General features: G+C 58.7%; 21 protein-coding genes and 1 pseudogene. 16 read left to right on the top strand and 6 right to left on the bottom strand.

Annotation, left to right across the window (positions count from 1 at the left end):
• Positions 1-59: 59 nt before the first annotated feature.
• From L9059_RS16100 to L9059_RS16090, 3 genes and pseudogenes are all read right to left on the bottom strand, one after another.
• Positions 60-428: pseudogene (locus L9059_RS16100) on the bottom strand (endonuclease); the annotation flags it as partial.
• A 4-nt stretch (positions 429-432) separates the two neighbouring features.
• The gene (locus tag L9059_RS16095; RefSeq protein ID WP_282615502.1) at positions 433-633 is read right to left on the bottom strand and encodes a DUF1654 domain-containing protein; all 201 of its coding nucleotides are present in this window, start codon (positions 631-633) and stop codon (positions 433-435) included.
• 235 nt (positions 634-868) lie between these two features.
• On the bottom strand, positions 869-1963 hold the full coding sequence (locus L9059_RS16090; RefSeq protein WP_247291981.1) for an asparaginase: 1095 nt from the start codon (positions 1961-1963) through the stop codon (positions 869-871).
• Between the two features lie 349 nt (positions 1964-2312).
• Between L9059_RS16090 and L9059_RS16085 the strand changes: the two genes are divergently transcribed.
• From L9059_RS16085 to L9059_RS16050, 8 genes are all read left to right on the top strand, one after another.
• On the top strand, positions 2313-2750 hold the full coding sequence (locus tag L9059_RS16085) for a hypothetical protein (protein WP_247291980.1): 438 nt from the start codon (positions 2313-2315) through the stop codon (positions 2748-2750).
• Positions 2751-2925: 175 nt separating this feature from the next.
• Entirely contained in the window at positions 2926-3882 is a 957-nt protein-coding gene (locus L9059_RS16080; protein ID WP_247291979.1) for a sugar ABC transporter substrate-binding protein, read from the top strand.
• Between the two features lie 56 nt (positions 3883-3938).
• Positions 3939-5492, top strand: a complete 1554-nt coding sequence (locus L9059_RS16075; RefSeq protein ID WP_247291978.1) for a sugar ABC transporter ATP-binding protein — start codon at positions 3939-3941, stop codon at positions 5490-5492.
• Positions 5489-6466 carry an ABC transporter permease gene (locus tag L9059_RS16070; protein WP_247291977.1) on the top strand — a complete coding sequence of 326 codons (978 nt, stop codon included), beginning with the start codon at positions 5489-5491 and terminating at the stop codon, positions 6464-6466. The genes L9059_RS16075 and L9059_RS16070 overlap by 4 nt, the downstream gene beginning before the upstream one ends.
• A 3-nt stretch (positions 6467-6469) precedes the next feature.
• Positions 6470-7489, top strand: coding sequence for a LacI family DNA-binding transcriptional regulator (locus tag L9059_RS16065; protein ID WP_247291976.1), 1020 nt, complete (start codon positions 6470-6472; stop codon positions 7487-7489).
• 41 nt (positions 7490-7530) lie between these two features.
• A complete protein-coding gene (gene rbsK, locus L9059_RS16060; RefSeq protein ID WP_247291975.1) occupies positions 7531-8448 on the top strand; it encodes a ribokinase in 918 nt (305 codons plus the stop codon).
• Positions 8445-8849 carry a D-ribose pyranase gene (gene rbsD, locus L9059_RS16055; protein ID WP_247291974.1) on the top strand — a complete coding sequence of 135 codons (405 nt, stop codon included), beginning with the start codon at positions 8445-8447 and terminating at the stop codon, positions 8847-8849. Before rbsK ends, rbsD begins: the two co-directional genes overlap by 4 nt.
• 41 nt (positions 8850-8890) lie before the next feature.
• On the top strand, positions 8891-9919 hold the full coding sequence (locus L9059_RS16050; RefSeq protein WP_247291973.1) for a nucleoside hydrolase: 1029 nt from the start codon (positions 8891-8893) through the stop codon (positions 9917-9919).
• 34 nt (positions 9920-9953) lie between these two features.
• Here L9059_RS16050 and L9059_RS16045 read toward each other — a convergent pair whose 3' ends face one another.
• Positions 9954-10166, bottom strand: coding sequence for a hypothetical protein (locus L9059_RS16045; protein ID WP_247291972.1), 213 nt, complete (start codon positions 10164-10166; stop codon positions 9954-9956).
• 133 nt (positions 10167-10299) lie between these two features.
• Between L9059_RS16045 and L9059_RS16040 the strand changes: the two genes are divergently transcribed.
• Both L9059_RS16040 and L9059_RS16035 read left to right on the top strand, forming a co-directional pair.
• Complete coding sequence (locus tag L9059_RS16040; RefSeq protein WP_247291971.1) at positions 10300-10605, top strand: hypothetical protein; 306 nt, start codon at positions 10300-10302, stop codon at positions 10603-10605.
• 166 nt (positions 10606-10771) lie between these two features.
• Complete coding sequence (locus tag L9059_RS16035; RefSeq protein WP_247291970.1) at positions 10772-11092, top strand: I78 family peptidase inhibitor; 321 nt, start codon at positions 10772-10774, stop codon at positions 11090-11092.
• Positions 11093-11164: 72 nt separating this feature from the next.
• Here the strand turns inward: L9059_RS16035 and L9059_RS16030 are convergent, their stop codons facing one another.
• Positions 11165-11377 carry a cold-shock protein gene (locus L9059_RS16030; RefSeq protein ID WP_003179963.1) on the bottom strand — a complete coding sequence of 71 codons (213 nt, stop codon included), beginning with the start codon at positions 11375-11377 and terminating at the stop codon, positions 11165-11167.
• A 290-nt stretch (positions 11378-11667) separates the two neighbouring features.
• On the bottom strand, positions 11668-11970 hold the full coding sequence (locus L9059_RS16025; protein ID WP_247291969.1) for a hypothetical protein: 303 nt from the start codon (positions 11968-11970) through the stop codon (positions 11668-11670).
• A gap of 373 nt (positions 11971-12343) precedes the next feature.
• Here L9059_RS16025 and thrS point away from each other — a divergent pair, with 373 nt between their 5' ends.
• The 6 genes from thrS to pheT all read left to right on the top strand — a co-directional run bounded on the left by thrS (position 12344) and on the right by pheT (position 18990).
• On the top strand, positions 12344-14266 hold the full coding sequence (thrS, locus tag L9059_RS16020; RefSeq protein WP_247291968.1) for a threonine--tRNA ligase: 1923 nt from the start codon (positions 12344-12346) through the stop codon (positions 14264-14266).
• Positions 14266-14817 carry a translation initiation factor IF-3 gene (gene infC / locus L9059_RS16015; RefSeq protein WP_176469887.1) on the top strand — a complete coding sequence of 184 codons (552 nt, stop codon included), beginning with the start codon at positions 14266-14268 and terminating at the stop codon, positions 14815-14817. Before thrS ends, infC begins: the two co-directional genes overlap by 1 nt.
• Positions 14818-14877: 60 nt before the next feature.
• Positions 14878-15072 carry a 50S ribosomal protein L35 gene (rpmI, locus tag L9059_RS16010; protein WP_008145659.1) on the top strand — a complete coding sequence of 65 codons (195 nt, stop codon included), beginning with the start codon at positions 14878-14880 and terminating at the stop codon, positions 15070-15072.
• A gap of 27 nt (positions 15073-15099) precedes the next feature.
• Positions 15100-15456 carry a 50S ribosomal protein L20 gene (gene rplT / locus L9059_RS16005; protein WP_007905879.1) on the top strand — a complete coding sequence of 119 codons (357 nt, stop codon included), beginning with the start codon at positions 15100-15102 and terminating at the stop codon, positions 15454-15456.
• A gap of 109 nt (positions 15457-15565) precedes the next feature.
• On the top strand, positions 15566-16582 hold the full coding sequence (gene pheS, locus L9059_RS16000) for a phenylalanine--tRNA ligase subunit alpha (protein WP_247291967.1): 1017 nt from the start codon (positions 15566-15568) through the stop codon (positions 16580-16582).
• 26 nt (positions 16583-16608) lie between these two features.
• Positions 16609-18990 (top strand): phenylalanine--tRNA ligase subunit beta, encoded by a 2382-nt coding sequence (gene pheT, locus L9059_RS15995; RefSeq protein WP_247291966.1) that lies wholly within the window; start codon positions 16609-16611, stop codon positions 18988-18990.
• Positions 18991-18993: the final 3 nt, after the last annotated feature.

The following is an 18993-nucleotide window of genomic DNA, read 5'->3' as shown; positions in this document are numbered from 1 at the left end:
AGGCTAGCAGGGGATTGAGGTCTGTCAACAAATCACGAGATTTCGACCGCAGGTAAATAAACTTCGCCGATGCTCGGCACCAGGTTGTGCAGGTCGGCCTCGGCCTTCTGGTACACCGAGTCGTAACGGGTGCAGTTCTTGCGCCCACCTTCCTGCCAGCACTGGCGCTGATGACCTATCTGCCAGGCCGGCACGATATGCTCCCACTCGATGCGCGCGGCGCGCTTGGCATTCTTGCGAGGCACGTAACCGCAGGCGGACAGGTTGACCTTGTTGCCAGTGTACTTGCAGCCGCAATAAAACTCGGTCGACTGCGGCGCGTAGAGTTTCCAGGCGACTTTCTTGGCTTCCGAAAAGGTTCGAGGGGCGGCTGCCTGGGCGCCCATGGCAAAGAACAGCAACAGTAAAGCTAAAAACCGGACACTCATTGAATCAATCTTCCTTCGGTACAACCCAGAAAATCTGCACTCCGCCATCGTCGCGATAAGCGAGGGTGACGTTATCGTTTTCGTCGATTTCTTCGAGTAACTGCTCCCACTCGTCCGCCGGTTCGTCGGGCAGGCGGAAGATCAGCGCGGCTTTGGCTTTCTGGGCGGTGGGAGAGTTGATGATTTTCTGAACGCGCATGCCCATGCGTTCGTAGGAGTCTGGAGAGGAGGGGGTGGTGGCCACGGAATTATCCTTATTAAGCTGTACGTGTATACAGTATTAAACTGTAGGCATTATCGCAACTGCTTAAAATTCAAGAAATTCCTCTGACAGCGGTTTTAGCGTTTTGGTGTAGGAGGGGGCAGATTTTTTATCAGGCCCTGGCCACTTTAAAAGTGGTCAGGGCTGCCCGACCGGAGTGGGCCCGGCGAGGAGGGGATCAATACTCCCAGAACATCCGTTGCAGTTCCTTGCTGTCATTGGTCTTGGTCAGTGCGACCATCGCCAGGATCCGGGCCTTCTGCGGGTTCAGGTCGTGGGCAACCACCCAGTCGTACTTGTCGTCCGGCTGTTCGGCATTACGCAGGACAAAACCACCGGCATTGACGTGGGAAGAACGGATGATTTGCACGCCATCCTTGCGCAGCGCCTGCAGGGCTGGAACGACGCGCGAAGATACCGAGCCATTGCCGGTGCCGGCGTGGATGATGGCTTTGGCGCCAGATTGCGCCAGTGCTTTGTAGGCGGTATCGCTGACATTGCCGTAGGAATAGGCGATTTCGACGGCAGGCAGGCTCTTGATGTTCTTGATGTCGAATTCCGAGTCCATGGTGTGACGCTTGGCCGGCAGACGGAACCAGTAGGATTTGCCTTCGACTACCATGCCCAGCGGGCCCCAGGCGCTCTTGAACGCTTCAGTCTTGATGTTGATCATTTTGCTGACGTCACGACCCGACTGGATCTCGTCGTTCATGGTCACCAACACGCCTTTGCCCCGTGCGTCCTTGCTGCTGGCGACGGCAACGGCGTTATACAGGTTGAGCATGCCGTCAGCGGACATCGCGGTGCCCGGGCGCATGGAGCCGACGACGATGATCGGCTTGTCGGTTTTTTCCACCAGGTTGAGGAAGTATGCGGTTTCTTCCAGGGTGTCGGTGCCGTGGGTGATCACGATGCCGTCGACGTCACTGCTGTCGGCCAATTCTGCGACGCGGCGGCCCAGTTGCAGGAGATTGTCGTTGGTAATGCTTTCGGAGGCGATTTGCATGACTTGTTCGCCACGCACGTTGGCCAGTTGGCTCAGTTCCGGAACGCCGGCGATCAGTTGCTCGATGCCGACTTTCGCCGCCTGGTAGGTGGCACTGTTAGCCGCGCTGGCGCCTGCGCCGGCAATGGTGCCGCCGGTGGCGAGGATTACCACGTTGGCCAGTTTCTGTTCGGTCTGGGTCGGTGTTTCTTTTGCCTGGAGCGCGGTAGGCAGGAGGAGTAGCAGGGCCAAAGTGCCCGGAACGAAGGACTTAAGAGCAGATGTCATTATTTTTTTCTCTCTTGTGGTGAGACGGTGCTGATTGCAGGTCTTCCAGGTGGCCCCGGCACATCTGAATGCCAGGGTGAGAGTGAGAGAGCAGGATCCATACCAGCTGTAATGTGTGACGAAATTAATTGTAACGTAATGATATATAACGATTATTTGTATCATAGGCATGCAGGCGTGAAGTCGTTTTGTCCGGGGTTCCGAACAACTGCGGTTTTTTTGTTCGGTCTACCGAAAGCCCCTGCAAATTCTGTTGAAATGTCCGTTCATGCTCAATCCTGCTCGCAACCTAAAGAAACCGCTGCCTCGGTCGATGCCTTTGTAATGGATTGTTCAAGAGGGATTGAAAATGTCGTTGACCGTCGGTTTATCGAATGCGCGTGTGATCATTATGGGTAACAAGGCAGCGGATGCCCCTGTTCGAACAGAAACCGAGGCCAGCGCCCAGGTTGTGACTGCGCAGGAGGGTGATAAAAGACCGTTGACCCTCGCGCCTGCCCAGCAAGACGCAAAAACCGAAGACAGCAGTAGCAGTCAAAGTATCACGGTGCAGATGTTGCTCAAGCGCATGAAAGAACTGCAGCAGCAGATGCGCGAGCAACAGCAGCAACTGGCAGCGACCCAGGCCACCACATTTGCCAATGAGGAAGCCAAAGCCACGGCGGTCATGGCTATTCAACAACGTATTGCCGACACCGCCGGAGCAATCGCCCAAGTAGCAGGCGCGTTGGCCAAGGCCCTGACCGAAGGCTCCGCCAGTGGCAGTATGGTCAGTACGTCTGTCTGACTTCAGTTCGACACACCATCGCCGTTGCAGGTCGTTGACAAATCAGCGCAGGGTTCGCATAGTTCGTCTTCGCAAACGTTTGCGCAGTGTTCTGATAGCCTGGTCCTACAGAGCGTTGCAATGCCTACGCCAGCGCAAGCGTTGCTCACAATAATCATAAGATCGGAGTGAACCCATGAAGCTGCCATTCGCTGGACGCCTTCTCGCTGTCGCCATGCTGGCTGCCGCATCCGCCACATTGCCCATCTCCTCGGCCTTCGCCGAAACCCCGGAAAAACCTAAAGTCGCGCTGGTCATGAAATCCCTGGCCAACGAATTCTTCCTGACTATGGAAGACGGCGCCAAGGCTTACCAGAAAGAACACTCCGCCGATTTCGACCTGATCTCCAACGGCATCAAGGACGAAACCGACACCGCCGGGCAAACCCGTATCGTTGAACAGATGATCCTGGCCAAGGTCAACGCCCTGGTCATCGCGCCTTCGGATTCCAAGGCCATGGTGCCGGTGATCAAGAAAGCTATCGATGCCGGTATCACCGTGATCAACATCGACAATCAGTTGGACCCGGCCGTGGTCAAGAGCAAGAACATCAGCGTGCCCTTTGTCGGGCCGGACAACCGCAAGGGCGCACGCCTGGTGGGTGAGTACCTGGCCAAGCAGCTGAAGGCCGGTGACGAAGTCGGCATCATCGAAGGTGTGTCCACCACCACCAACGCTCAGGCTCGTACCGCAGGCTTCAAGGATGCAATGGAAGCGGCACAGATCAAGGTGGTGTCCCTGCAGTCCGGCGACTGGGAAATCGACAAGGGCAACAAAGTAGCCGCCTCTATTCTCAGCGAGTACCCGCAAGTCAAGGCGCTGCTGGCCGGGAACGACAGCATGGCCGTTGGCGCTGTATCCGCAGTGCGCGCTGCTGGCAAGGCTGGCAAGGTCCAGGTGGTGGGCTACGACAATATCAATGCCATCCAGCCAATGCTCAAGGACGGTCGGGTTCTGGCCACCGCCGACCAGTTTGCCGCCAAGCAAGCGGTGTTTGGCATCGAGACTGCTTTGAAGATCATCAAGGGCGAGAAAGTCGACAGCGGCGCCAACGGCGTGATCGAAACCCCGGTCGAACTGGTGACCAAGTAGTCCATCTGGTGACAAAAGGTGCTCGCTCCTGGTGAGCGAGCGCATGGAGAGTTTCTATGTCAGTTTCCGCTGCGAACGCTGTCCTTTCGGTCAGCGGTATCGGCAAGACCTACGCCCAGCCTGTCCTCACCGGCATCGACCTGACGCTGCTGCGCGGCGAAGTGCTGGCGCTGACCGGCGAAAACGGCGCGGGTAAAAGCACGCTGTCGAAGATCATCGGCGGGCTTGTCACGCCGACTACCGGGCAGATGCAGTTCCAGGGCCGGGAGTACCGCCCCGGCAGCCGTACCCAGGCCGAAGACCTGGGCATCCGTATGGTGATGCAGGAGCTCAATCTTCTGCCGACCCTGTCGGTGGCGGAAAACCTGTTCCTGCACAACCTGCCGAGTACCGGTGGGTGGATCAGTCGCAAGCAATTGCGCAAGGCGGCGATCGAGGCCATGGCGCAGGTCGGGCTCGATGCGATTGACCCGGACACCCTGGTCGGCGAGCTCGGCATTGGCCATCAGCAGATGGTGGAGATTGCACGCAACCTGATTGGCGACTGCCATGTGCTGATCCTCGATGAGCCGACAGCCATGCTCACGGCCCGGGAAGTCGAAATGCTCTTTGAACAGATCACTCGCCTGCAGGCACGCGGCGTGTCGATCATCTATATCTCGCACCGGCTCGAAGAGCTGGCGCGGGTGGCCCAGCGCATTGCGGTGTTGCGCGACGGCAACCTGGTCTGCGTCGAGCCGATGGCCAACTACAACAGTGAGCAACTGGTCACGCTGATGGTTGGGCGCGAGCTGGGCGAACACATGGAGATGGGGCCGCGCAACATCGGCGCGCCCGCGTTGACGGTCCGGGGGCTGACCCGTTCCGACAAGGTTCGCGACGTATCCTTCGAAGTGCGCGCTGGCGAGATCTATGGCATTTCCGGGCTGATCGGGGCTGGGCGCACCGAGTTGCTGCGGCTGATCTTCGGTGCCGATATCGCCGACACCGGTACGGTGGCGCTGGGTTCGCCGGCGCAGGTCGTGAGTATCCGTTCGCCGGCCGACGCGGTCGGTCATGGCATTGCGCTGATCACCGAGGACCGCAAGGGCGAAGGCCTGCTGCTGACCCAGTCGATCAGCGCGAATATTGCCCTGGGCAACATGCCGGTCATTTCCAGTGGAGGCTTCGTCAACAACGGTGACGAGACGTCCCTGGCCCAACGCCAGATCGACGCGATGCGCATTCGCAGCTCCAGCCCGACGCAACTGGTGTCGCAGTTGTCCGGTGGCAACCAGCAGAAGGTCGTGATCGGCCGCTGGCTTGAGCGCGATTGCTCGGTGATGCTGTTCGACGAGCCGACCCGGGGCATTGACGTCGGCGCCAAGTTCGACATCTATGCCTTGCTGGGTGAGTTGACCCGTCAGGGCAAGGCGCTGGTGGTGGTCTCCAGCGATTTGCGCGAATTGATGCTGATCTGCGACCGAATCGGCGTGCTGTCGGCCGGGCGCCTGATCGACACGTTCGAACGCGATACCTGGACCCAGGATGATTTGCTTGCTGCCGCCTTTGCCGGCTACCAAAAACGTGATGCGCTGCTCAACGAAGCAGCGCCTAGGGACCCTCAATGAAAACTGCAACGTCTGTTGGCAAGCGAAGTGGCAACTTCTACGGCCTCGGTACTTACCTGGGCCTGGCCGGTGCCCTGCTGGCAATGATTGCGCTGTTCTCGGTGTTGAGCAGCCACTTCCTTTCCTATGACACCTTCAGCACCCTGGCCAACCAGATCCCCGACCTGATGGTGTTGGCGGTGGGCATGACGTTCGTGTTGATCATCGGGGGCATCGACCTGTCGGTGGGCTCGGTGCTGGCTCTCGCCGCGTCGGCAGTCAGCGTGGCGATTCTCGGCTGGGGCTGGAGCGTATTGCCGGCAGCCTTGCTCGGCATGGCCATTGCCGCGCTGGCCGGAACCATTACCGGCTCGATCACGGTGGCCTGGCGCATTCCGTCGTTCATCGTGTCCCTGGGGGTGCTGGAGATGGCGCGAGGCGTGGCTTATCAAATGACCGGCTCGCGCACGGCGTACATCGGCGACGCCTTTGCGTGGCTGTCCAACCCGATCGTCTTCGGCATCTCGCCGTCGTTCATCATCGCCTTGCTGATCATTATCCTCGCCCAGGCCGTGCTGACCCGTACCGTGTTCGGTCGTTACCTGATCGGCATCGGCACCAACGAAGAAGCCGTGCGGCTGGCAGGGATCAATCCCAAGCCCTACAAGATCCTGGTGTTCAGCCTCATGGGGCTGCTGGCCGGCATTGCCGCACTGTTCCAGATATCGCGCCTGGAGGCGGCGGACCCGAATGCCGGTTCCGGCCTGGAGCTGCAGGTGATCGCGGCGGTGGTGATCGGCGGTACCAGCCTGATGGGCGGCCGGGGTTCGGTGATCAGTACCTTCTTCGGCGTGCTGATCATTTCCGTACTGGCCGCCGGCCTGGCGCAGATCGGCGCCACCGAGCCCACCAAACGCATCATCACCGGTGCGGTCATCGTGATCGCAGTGGTGCTCGATACTTATCGCAGTCAGCGCGCAAGCCGGCGGACCTGAGTCATGGCAACCATCAAGGACGTCGCCGCACTGGCGGGAATCTCCTACACCACGGTGTCCCACGTGGTGAACAAGACCCGCCCAGTCAGCGAGGAAGTGCGGATCAAGGTCGAGGCGGCCATCAAGACCCTCGACTATGTGCCGAGCGCGGTGGCGCGGTCGCTGAAGGCCAAGACCACGGCGACCATCGGCTTGCTGGTGCCCAACAGCCTCAATCCCTACTTCGCCGAGCTGGCGAGGGGGATCGAGGATTACTGTGAGCGCAATGGCTACTGCGTGATCCTGTGCAACTCCGACGATAACCCGGACAAGCAGCGCAGCTACCTGCGGGTGCTTTTGGAAAAGCGCATCGACGGCTTGATCGTGGCTTCGGCCGGCGGTGATGCCGGGCTGGCGGAAGGCCTGGCGGGCGTGCGCACGCCGATGGTGATCGTCGACCGCGGCCTGGAAGGCGTGAACGCCGATATGGTGCGCATCGATCACGAATATGGCGCCTACCTGGCGACCCGGCACCTGCTGGAGCTCGGGCATCGGGACATCGCCACGATTGGCGGCCCGGCGAGTACCAGCGTGGCGCAGATGCGTCTGGCGGGGTTCTGCCGGGCCTTGCACGAGGCAGGCATTGAGGTGCCGGACGAGCGCATGCTCGAAAGCGATTTTACCAGCACCGGCGGTTACGCTGCGGCGGCGCTGTTGCTGGAAAAAAATCCGCCCAGCGCCATTTTCGCCGGGAACGACATGATTGGCATCGGCGTACTGCGCGCCGCTGCCGAGCGCAACATTCGCGTACCGAGCGAGCTGTCGGTGATCGGCTTTGACGACATCCAGATGAGCCGCTATGTATACCCGGCGCTGACCACCGTCGGCCAGTCGATCCTGCAGCTCGGGGAAATGGCCGCGCAAGTGCTTTTGCGCCGGATCGCCACCCCGGCCATGACGACCGACCAGCGCATCGTGACCCCCAGTATTGTCCTGCGAGAATCGACAGCGCCATTGGCGGGAGTCTTTGTCGAGTACCGCTAAATCAACAGCATCACTGAAACAGAATTGACGAGTAGTGACGAATGTCAGCAAAAGTAGCGGTAATAGGCAGCCTGAACATGGACCTGGTCACCCGGGCGCCGCGGCTGCCTCGCGGCGGTGAAACCCTGATCGGTGAATCGTTTGCCACGGTGTCCGGTGGTAAGGGCGCCAATCAGGCGGTTGCCGCCGCCCGGCTGGGCGCGCAGGTGTCGATGGTTGGCTGTGTCGGCAACGACGCTTACGGTCGGGAGCTGCGCGACGCACTGCTGGCAGAGCAGATCGACTGCCAGGCGGTCAGCACCGTCGAAGGCTCGAGTGGGGTGGCATTGATCGTGGTCGACGACAACAGCCAGAACGCTATCGTGATCGTTGCCGGGGCTAACGGCGCGCTGACCCCGGCGGTCATCGGTTGCTTCGATTCGGTGCTGCAGGCGGCCGATGTGGTCATCTGCCAGCTGGAAATACCCGATGCCACGGTGGGTCATGCACTCAAGCGTGCCCGTGAGTTGGGCAAAACCGTGATCCTGAATCCGGCGCCAGCCAGTCGCCCGCTGCCGGCAGATTGGTACGCCAACATCGACTACCTGATTCCCAATGAAAGTGAGGCCACGGCTCTGAGCGGTATGCCCGTGGATTCCCTGGACACCGCCAAGGCGGCTGCCGCCCAGCTGATCGCCTTGGGGGCTGGCAAAATCATCATTACGCTCGGAGCCCAGGGCTCACTGTTTGCCAATGGCAGCCGCTTCGAGCACTTCCCGGCGCCGGCCGTGAAGGCGATTGATACAACGGCCGCCGGCGACACCTTTGTCGGTGGTTTCGCGGCGGCCCTTGCAGATGGCCGGGGCGAAGTCGCAGCGATCCGTTTTGGCCAGGTAGCCGCCGCGCTGTCGGTAACCCGTGCCGGCGCGCAGCCTTCGATTCCCACCTTGTCCGACGTGCAGGCGTTCAAACCATCATGAAAAAGACTCCTTTACTCAACGTCGCCTTGTCGCGCTTGATCGCCTCCCTGGGGCATGGCGACATGGTGGTCATCGGCGATGCCGGCCTGCCGGTGCCCGCCGGCGTCGAACTGATCGATCTGGCCCTGACCCATGGCGTCCCGGATTTCATCGGCACCCTGAAGGTGGTGCTCAGTGAAATGCAGGTCGAAAGTCACGTACTGGCCCAGGAAATACTCGATAAACAACCGACGGCGCTGGCTACCCTGGACGAGCTTGATGCCGCCGGCGAACTGGGACGTCGAGATTTGCTCAGCCATGACCAATTCAAGGTGCTCAGCCGACAGGCGCGGGCGGTTGTTCGTACGGGCGAATGCCAGCCGTACTGCAACATCGTGCTGATCGCCGGAGTGACCTTCTAGAAATTCGACATCAATGTTTCCCCACGCACAAGGAGTGCGCTATGCACCGCTATGCTCAGAAACTGCACCAACTGATCCGGAGTTTGCTGCTTTTGTCCTTGATTACTGCAACAGGCGCCCAGGCGGCGGAAAAGATCGACCTGATCATCGACACCGACCCGGGTGCCGACGACGTGGTCGCCTTATTGTTTGCCTTGGCTTCCCCTGAAGAGTTGAACATCCGTGCACTGACCACGGTGGCCGGCAACGTGCGCCTGGACAAGACTTCGCGCAATGCGCGACTGGCCCGCGAGTGGGCAGGGCGTGAAGAGGTGCCGGTGTACGCCGGTGCACCCAAGCCACTGATGCGCACGCCGATCTACGCCGAAAACATCCATGGCAAGGAAGGCCTGTCGGGTGTCACCGTGCATGAACCGAAAAAAGGCCTGGCCGAAGGCAATGCGGTCAACTACCTGATTGATACATTGAAAGCCGCCAAGCCCCACAGCATCACGATAGCCATGCTCGGTCCGCAGACCAACCTGGCGCTGGCGCTGATCCAGGAGCCCGAGATCGTTCAGGGCATCAAGGAAGTAGTGATCATGGGCGGTGCGCATTTCAACGGTGGCAACATTACGCCGGTGGCCGAGTTCAACCTGTTCGCTGATCCCCAGGCGGCAGAGGTTGTGCTCAAGAGTGGCGTGAAGCTGACTTACCTGCCGCTCGATGTGACACACAAGATACTCACCAGCGAATCGCGCCTGAAGCAGATCGCGGCCCTGAACAACAAGGCCAGCAAGCTGGTGGGCGATATCCTAAATGAATACGTCAAGGGCGATATGGAGCACTACGGCATTCCCGGTGGCCCGGTGCACGACGCCACGGTCATCGCTTACCTGCTCAAGCCCGAGCTGTTCAGCGGTCGTGCGGTCAATGTGGTAGTCGATAGTCGTGAAGGCCCAACCTTCGGCCAGACCATCGTCGACTGGTACGACGGCCTGAAGGCACCGAAAAACGCTTTCTGGGTTGAAAGCGGCGACGCTCAGGGTTTCTTTGATCTGCTGACCGAGCGCCTGGCTCGCCTCAAGTAAACCGCCGATTCCCGCAGGTCCCAGCCTGCGGGAGTTACTTGCCTGCCGTGTACGCGACGCCCCTATAGTTCACCGGGTATTTCTCGAATACCTGGGTGATAAATGACTGGGCCGCTTCGGTTCCCAGTTCCTTGACCAGAAGATCTATGCCAATGATTGCCAGTTCTTCAGGGCTGCCGGGGCTGTAGGAGCTGTGGCCCTGTGGCCACTTGGCCTTGATGTCGGCATCGATACTTACGGTGGTCATGAATGGCGCTCGTGAATGGGTAGAAGTCTATTTGCGGAGTTAACCATTTTGCGCGACGTTTAGCACTCCGACTTAGGAATGAGGGGAAGGCTATGCGACACTTGGTCTTTGAAGATTGTCCAAGGACCGCCCCGTGCAGATTGATTTGAACACACCCGACGGCTTGACCCTTGATGTCGTTCGCCAATTGCTGGCCTCTGCCAGTGACGATGAGCACACCCAGTTGCGGGTCACCAAAGGCGGTATTGCCTATATCTCCTCAGGCGTCGTCGGTGGTACTGATATCGGCGACCTGTTGTTTCGCCTGGAGACTTGGGCCAAGGGTTCCGGTTATGTCGGGCGGGTCGCTGCCAGCGATGGGGTGTGGGTGATGCAGATCTACAACGCGTTGAAAGAGAACTGGCCGAATCCGCCGTTTGACTACATCGACGTCTACTAAGAGTTGTTCATATTCAGTCACGATTGAAGAATGATCAGCAGGGTGGTGCTCAGGCAAACTTGGCAATTATCCTGTCTGGGGGCAGGGTGCTATCACCCACGGTGAAACCAATCGTCAGATTGGTGGTCGCACGATCTCAGCTTAACTATTGAAAAGAGGAGGCTTCATGCCTTGGAAGCTCGCGTCATTGGGTACTTTGTTGGCCGCCACGTTGCTGGCTGGTTGCAGCAGTACGTCCTCCGAATCGGCAGCAGACCCTGTAACGGCGACGGAAACGGGTCACAGCCGCTGCGAAGCAAAGGCAGCCGAATTCGCCATCGGCAAGAAGGCTTCGTCTGAATTGCTGGAGCAGGCTCGCACTCGCGCTGGCGCGCAGAATGCCCGGTTCCTGTTGCCCGATGACATGGTCACCCTGGAATACCGCTCCGACCGCCTGAACCTCAATACCGATGCGGCTCGAGTGGTCACCCGCGTCAACTGCGGCTGACCGTACCAGGCTTTTGTTGCACGCATAAAAAACCCCGTCACATGGACGGGGTTTTTTTAGTGCGCCAGAAACTTACTCTGGGCGAACTTGTGCAGCTTGCATACCCTTTTGGCCTTTCTCAGCCACGAAGGAAACGGTCTGGCCTTCTTTCAGGCTTTTGAAACCGTCGCTTTCGATAGCTTTGAAGTGTACGAACAGGTCGTCACCGCCACCTTGAGGAGTGATGAAGCCGAAGCCTTTTTCATCGTTGAACCACTTAACGGTGCCGGTTTGGCGATTAGACATGGTGTATCTCCAAGAAACATATATTTTTCAGTACTGTGCTGCTCAGGCCAACTGGGCACACCGGGGTATCATAGTCGAAATGTTCGCTTTGGGAGCCCCCCGGAGGCGCTGTTTGCCTTGCGGTCACGCTTGCTTTGCTGCTCATATTGGCTGAAAGCCCCGATTTAAAAGGCTTCCAGTCGAAAGTAAAGACGATAAAAAAAGCTTAAAAACCTGAAGAATTTGTAGGAAAAAACGGTTTTCAGGGGCTTTTTGGCTCTCGTCCACGCTGAAAATGGGCTCCGATGGGCTTATTTTTTCGCCTTCGGATCGGCTTTGCAGGAGGCGATCTGGGTCAGTGCTTTCTGTTTCAGCGCATCACTGGCCTTGTTGTCCATCAATGCCTGGATGTCGCTGGCCGGGTACGACTTGATCGCATCGGCGCCACAGGCGCAGTGGGCCTTGGCAGCCGCGGCGCCGATTTGCGGCGTGGCTGCCTGGGTGCACTGAGCCATGTATTTCTCGCGCTCGCCCTTCGGCCAATCCGCGTGGGCGGCCAGTGGCAGCAGCAGGACGACGGGGGCGACGATGGCGAATAAACGATTCAGACGCATGCGGGGATGCTCCTTGTGGGTCAATGTCTTATTATCTGAGGGGTAAAACCCTGTTCAAGTTCAGCACTCTGGCATAAAAAACGTCGATTTGCCCTCGCCGCGAGCGCCATCGCATCGATGACCGTTCATCTGTGCTAGCATGCATCGCTCGGGCGTTTCCAGGCTCCGGATGACCTTCAGTCCCGGTGGCGGCAGAGGCCCGAATAACCCTGATTTGAATCCCAGTCACTCTGGTTCGGTTTCCGGTTGGCCGCAAGGCTCCTGCCGCTGTAAGGCAGGCGTTCGTCATTGAATGGCCTGGATCGGATCTTGTACTGGCTCATCCCAACCCACGTGACCTTTGGTAGGGGTCACCACTAGGAGAGGAGGCGCCATGCCAACTATTACTCTTCCCGACGGCAGTCAACGTTCATTCGATCACCCGGTTTCGGTAGCCGAAGTCGCCGCATCTATTGGTGCTGGCCTGGCCAAAGCCACTGTGGCCGGCAAGGTCAATGGGCAACTGGTCGACGCCAGCGACATCATCGGCAGCGATTCCACGCTGCAAATCATCACGCCAAAGGATGAAGAGGGGCTGGAGATCATTCGCCACTCTTGCGCCCACCTGGTTGGCCACGCGGTCAAGCAGTTGTACCCGACGGCCAAAATGGTGATCGGTCCGGTCATCGACGAAGGCTTCTATTACGACATCGCCTTCGAACGTCCTTTCACTCCGGACGACCTGGCCGCTATCGAACAGCGCATGCAGCAGCTGATCGAGAAAGATTACGACGTGATCAAGAAAGTCACTCCGCGCGCCGAAGTGATCGAAGTGTTCAAGGCCCGTGGCGAAGACTACAAGTTGCGTCTGGTCGAGGACATGCCGAACGAACAGGCCATGGGCCTGTACTATCACGAAGAATACGTCGACATGTGCCGCGGCCCGCACGTGCCGAACACCCGTTTCCTGAAATCCTTCAAGCTGACCAAGTTGTCCGGCGCCTACTGGCGCGGTGATGCCAAGAACGAGCAATTGCAGCGCGTCTATGGCACTGCATGGGCGGACAAGAAGCAGCTGGCGGCTTACATCCAGCGCATCGAAGAAGCGGAAAAACGCGATCACCGCAAGATCGGCAAACGCCTGGGCCTGTTCCACACCCAGGAAGAGTCGCCGGGCATGGTGTTCTGGCACCCGAACGGCTGGACCCTGTACCAGGTGCTCGAGCAGTACATGCGCAAGGTTCAGCGCGACAACGGCTATCTGGAGATCAAGACTCCTCAAGTCGTTGACCGCAGTCTGTGGGAGAAATCCGGGCACTGGGCGAACTACGCCGACAACATGTTCACCACCCAGTCGGAAAACCGCGACTACGCCATCAAGCCGATGAACTGCCCGTGCCACGTGCAGGTGTTCAACCAGGGCCTGAAAAGCTACCGCGAGCTGCCGATGCGCCTGGCCGAGTTTGGTGCCTGCCACCGCAACGAGCCATCGGGTGCGCTGCACGGCATCATGCGCGTACGTGCGTTCACCCAGGATGACGCCCATATCTTCTGCACCGAAGAGCAGATGCAGGCCGAATCCGCCGCGTTCATCAAGCTGACCATGGATGTCTATGCCGATTTCGGCTTTAAAGACGTCGAGATGAAGCTGTCCACTCGTCCGGAAAAACGCGTTGGTTCCGACGAACTGTGGGATCGCGCCGAGGCTGCCCTGGCTGCAGCCCTTGATAGCGCGGGCCTGCCGTACGATCTGCAACCGGGCGAGGGCGCTTTCTACGGTCCGAAGATCGAGTTCTCGCTGAAAGATTGCCTTGGCCGCGTCTGGCAGTGTGGTACCCTGCAGCTCGATTTTAACCTGCCTGTCCGTCTGGGAGCCGAATACGTCTCCGAAGACAACAGTCGCAAGCACCCGGTTATGTTGCACCGGGCGATCCTCGGATCCTTCGAACGTTTCGTCGGAATCCTGATCGAGCACTACGAGGGAGCATTCCCTGCGTGGCTGGCTCCGACCCAGGCAGTGATCATGAATATCACTGACAAGCAGGCTGATTTCGCCGCTGAAGTTGAAAAAACTCTCAACGAAAGCGGATTTCGTGCCAAGTCTGACTTGAGAAATGAAAAGATCGGCTTTAAAATCCGCGAGCATACTTTGCTCAAGGTTCCCTATCTCTTGGTTATCGGAGATCGGGAAGTCGAGATGCAGACTGTCGCTGTGCGTACTCGTGAAGGTGCTGACCTGGGCTCGATGCCCGTCGCCCAGTTCGCTGAGTTTCTCGCGCAAGCGGTTTCCCGGCGTGGTCGCCCAGATTCGGAGTAATTACTATTAAGCGTGAAATGAGACAAGATAAACGAGCTGCACCGAAAGCCCCGATCAACGAGAATATCTCGGCACGCGAGGTTCGGTTAATTGGGGCTGAAGGCGAGCAGCTTGGGATTGTGTCAATTGAAGACGCGCTTCTTAAGGCTGAAGAAGCCAAGCTCGATTTGGTGGAAATTTCCGCCGATGCTGTACCTCCTGTCTGCAAGCTGATGGACTACGGCAAATCGATCTTCGAAAAGAAGAAGCAGGTTGCCGCAGCCAAGAAGAACCAGAAGCAGATTCAGGTTAAAGAAATCAAGTTTCGTCCAGGGACGGAGGAAGGGGATTACCAGGTAAAACTGCGCAACCTGGTACGTTTCCTGAGTGATGGGGACAGGGCCAAGGTATCCTTGCGATTCCGCGGCCGTGAGATGGCCCACCAGGAGCTGGGGATGGAACTCCTCAAGCGAGTTGAAGGTGACTTGCTCGAGTACGGTTCGGTCGAACAGCATCCTAAGATGGAAGGACGCCAACTGATCATGGTCATCGCCCCGAAAAAGAAGAAGTAATCATTTGGGCACGGCAGGCCTACTGATTATGTTTATCAACTGAATGCGGAGTATCCGAACATGCCAAAAATGAAAACTAAAAGTGGTGCTGCTAAGCGGTTTCTGAAAACTGCTAACGGTATCAAGCACAAGCACGCTTTCAAGAGCCACATCCTGACTAAAATGTCGACCAAGCGTAAGCGTCAACTGCGCGGTAGCAGCTTGCTGGCACCGTGTGACGTGGCAAAAGTCGAGCGCATGCTGCGCCTTCGTTAATTTAGTCAAGAATAGAGGAAGTAACTCATGGCTCGTGTAAAGCGTGGCGTCATTGCCCGTAAACGTCACAAAAAAATTCTGAAACTTGCTAAAGGCTACTACGGCGCTCGTTCGCGCGTATTCCGTGTTGCCAAGCAAGCGGTAATCAAGGCAGGCCAATACGCCTACCGTGACCGTCGTCAGAAAAAACGTCAGTTCCGCGCTCTGTGGATCGCTCGTATCAACGCTGGTGCACGTATCAACGGTCTGTCCTACAGCCGTTTCATCGCCGGCCTGAAAAAAGCGTCCATCGAGATCGACCGTAAGGTTCTGGCTGATCTGGCAGTGAACGAAAAAGCGGCGTTTGCTGCGATTGTCGAGAAAGCTAAAGCCACCTTGGCTTAAGTACCCCCGACAGTCACCCTGCCTCACCTTTGTGGGGCCAGGTGTTAAACGTCATAAATAGGGGAAGAGCCTTCAAGCTCTTCCCCTATTTTGTATCTGGAGTCTGTACATGGAAAACCTGGATGCGCTCGTCTCTCAAGCACTAGAGGCTGTGCAAAGCGCTGAAGATATCAATGCCCTGGAGCAAATCCGGGTTCACTACCTTGGCAAGAAGGGCGAATTGACTCAGGTGATGAAGACCCTGGGGAATTTGCCGGCAGAAGAGCGTCCGCAAGTCGGCGCCCTGATCAACGTTGCCAAGGAGCGTGTCACAGAGGTTCTCAATGCCCGCAAGGCACTGTTTGAAGAGGCCGACCTGGCCGCCAAACTGTCTGCCGAGTCCATTGACGTGACCCTGCCTGGCCGCGGCCAGACCTCGGGTGGTCTGCATCCGGTTACTCGTACTCTGGAACGAATCGAACAGTTCTTCACCCACATTGGCTACGGCATTGCCGAAGGCCCTGAGGTCGAAGACGATTACCACAACTTCGAAGCGCTCAACATCCCAGGCCACCACCCGGCCCGGTCGATGCATGACACCTTCTATTTCAATGCCAACATGTTGCTGCGCACCCATACCTCGCCGGTACAGGTCCGCACCATGGAATTGAAACAGCCGCCGATCCGCATCGTCTGCCCAGGCCGCGTGTACCGCAGCGACTCCGATATCACCCACTCCCCGATGTTCCACCAGGTCGAAGGCCTGCTGGTCGATCGCGACATTAATTTCGCCGACCTCAAGGGCACCATCGAAGAATTCCTGCGGGTGTTCTTCGAGAAAGAGCTGGCCGTGCGGTTCCGACCTTCGTATTTCCCGTTCACCGAGCCATCCGCTGAAGTCGACATGGAATGCGTGATGTGCAGCGGTAAAGGCTGCCGAGTCTGCAAGCAGACGGGCTGGCTGGAAGTCATGGGCTGCGGCATGGTCCACCCGAACGTGCTACGTATGTCCGGGATCGATCCGGAAGAGTTTTCGGGCTTTGCCTTCGGCATGGGCGTCGAGCGTCTGGCCATGCTGCGTTACGGCGTGAACGACTTGCGTCTGTTCTTCGACAACGACTTGCGGTTCCTCGCGCAATTTCGCTAGTCGTAACGAATTCTTAGGAGAGCAGGATGAAATTCAGTGAACAATGGCTGCGCGGTTGGGTAAGCCCGCAGGTAAGTCGTGACGAGCTGGTTGCTCGTCTGTCGATGGCCGGTCTTGAGGTCGATAGCGTTACGCTGGCCGCCGGTGAATTCAGTGGCGTGGTCGTGGGCGAGGTGCTGAGCACCGAGCAGCACCCGGACGCCGATAAGTTGCGTGTGTGCCAGGTCAGTAATGGCGCCGAAACCTTCCAGGTCGTTTGCGGTGCACCAAACGTGCGCCCAGGCCTGAAGATCCCGTTCGCCATGATCGGCGCCGAGTTGCCAGGCGACTTCAAGATCAAGAAAGCCAAGCTGCGTGGCGTCGAGTCCAACGGCATGCTGTGCTCACAAGCCGAGTTGCAGGTTGGCGAAGGCAACGATGGCCTGATGGAATTGCCGGTCGATGCACCGGTTGGCCAGGACATCCGTGAATACCTGGGCCTGGACGACGCCAGCATCGAGGTCGACCTGACCCCGAACCGCGGTGACTGCCTGTCCGTGGCCGGCCTGGCGCGTGAAGTCGGCGCGCTGTACGCCGCCGAAGTCACCCGTCCCGTTGTGGTCAGCGTGCCAGCCGTGCACGACGAAGTGCGCTCGGTTGAAGTTCTGGCGCCGGCCGCTTGCCCTCGCTACCTGGGCCGCGTCATCCGTAACGTCGACCTGTCCAAGCCGACTCCGCTGTGGATGGTCGAGCGCCTGCGCCGTTCCGACGTACGCAGCATCGACGCCGCCGTCGACATCACCAACTACGTGATGCTCGAGCTGGGCCAACCGCTGCATGCCTTCGATCTCGCCGAAATCAATGGCGGCATCCGCGTGCGCATGGCCGAGGAAGGCGAGAAGCTGGTATTGCTCGACGGTCAGGAAGTCAGCCTGCGCAGCGATACCCTGGTCATCGCCGACCACACCCGCGCCCTGGCGATTGCCGGCGTCATGGGTGGCGAGCACAGCGGCGTCAACACCGCGACCACTCGCGACGTATTCCTCGAAAGCGCCTTCTTCGACCAGATCGCCGTTGCTGGCAAGGCCCGTTCCTACGGCCTGCACACCGACGCCTCGCACCGCTACGAGCGTGGCGTAGATTGGCAGTTGGCCCGTGAAGCCATGGAGCGCGCCACCGGCTTGCTGCTGGAAATCACCGGCGGCGAAGCCGGCCCGATCATCGAAACCGTCAGCGAACAGCACCTGCCGTCAATCGCTCCGGTCACCTTGCGTGCACAGCGCATCAGCCAGATGCTCGGCATGGAGATGGAGTCGACCGAAGTCGAGCGCCTGCTCAACGGCCTGGGCCTGAAGATTTCCGCCGACGGGGCAGGGCAGTGGCGCGTAGAAGTGCCAAGCCATCGCTTCGACATCAGCCTGGAAGTTGACCTGATCGAAGAGCTGGCTCGCCTGTACGGCTACAACCGCCTGCCGGTTCGCTACCCGCAAGCCCGTCTTGCTCCGCAAGCCAAGGCCGAAGCCCGTAGCGACCTGCCAGAACTGCGTCGCCTGCTGGTCGCCCGTGGTTATCAGGAAGCGATCACCTACAGCTTCATCGATCCGAAACAATTCGAGTTGTTTAATCCAGGCGTTGAACCGCTGCTCCTGGCCAATCCGATCTCCAACGACATGGCAGCCATGCGCTCTTCGCTGTGGCCGGGCCTGGTCAAGGCGCTTCAGCACAACCTGAACCGCCAGCAGGATCGCGTCCGCCTGTTCGAAAGCGGCCTGCGCTTCGTCGGTCAACTCGACGGCCTCAAGCAAGAGCCGATGATCGCCGGTGTGGTCTGCGGCAGCCGCCTGCCGGAAGGCTGGGCACAAGGTCGCGATGTCGTCGACTTCTTCGATGTCAAAGCCGACGTGGAAGCGGTATTGGGTTTTGCCGGGGCGCTGGATTCGTTCACTTTCGTGCCGGGCAAACACCCAGCGCTGCACCCGGGTCAAACCGCTCGCATCGAACGTGAAGGTCGCCTGGTCGGTTTCGTGGGCGCCATTCACCCGGAATTATCGAAAACCCTCGGTCTCGACCGCCCGGTGTTCGTATTCGAGCTGGTTCTGGCAGAAGTGGCCCTGGGTAAAATGCCTAAATTCCAGGAGTTATCGCGCTTTCCTGAAGTGCGACGTGACCTGGCCCTGATCGCGGAAAAAGACGTCGCAGCGAGTGCCGTACTCGACGTAATCCGTGAAAATGCAGGCGAATGGCTGACAGACCTCAGGCTATTTGACGTGTATCAGGGTAAAGGCATTGATCCTGATAGAAAAAGCCTTGCAGTCGGCTTGACCTGGCAGCATCCATCGCGCACTCTTAATGACGATGAGGTGAATACCACGACGCAAAACATCCTCACCTCGCTCGAACAAAGGTTGAACGCCACGCTAAGGAAGTGACGT

The sequence above is a fragment of the Pseudomonas violetae genome, from assembly GCF_023072615.1.
Classification (GTDB): Bacteria; Pseudomonadota; Gammaproteobacteria; order Pseudomonadales; family Pseudomonadaceae; genus Aquipseudomonas; species Aquipseudomonas violetae.
This window is presented reverse-complemented; position numbering and strand designations above follow the sequence as displayed.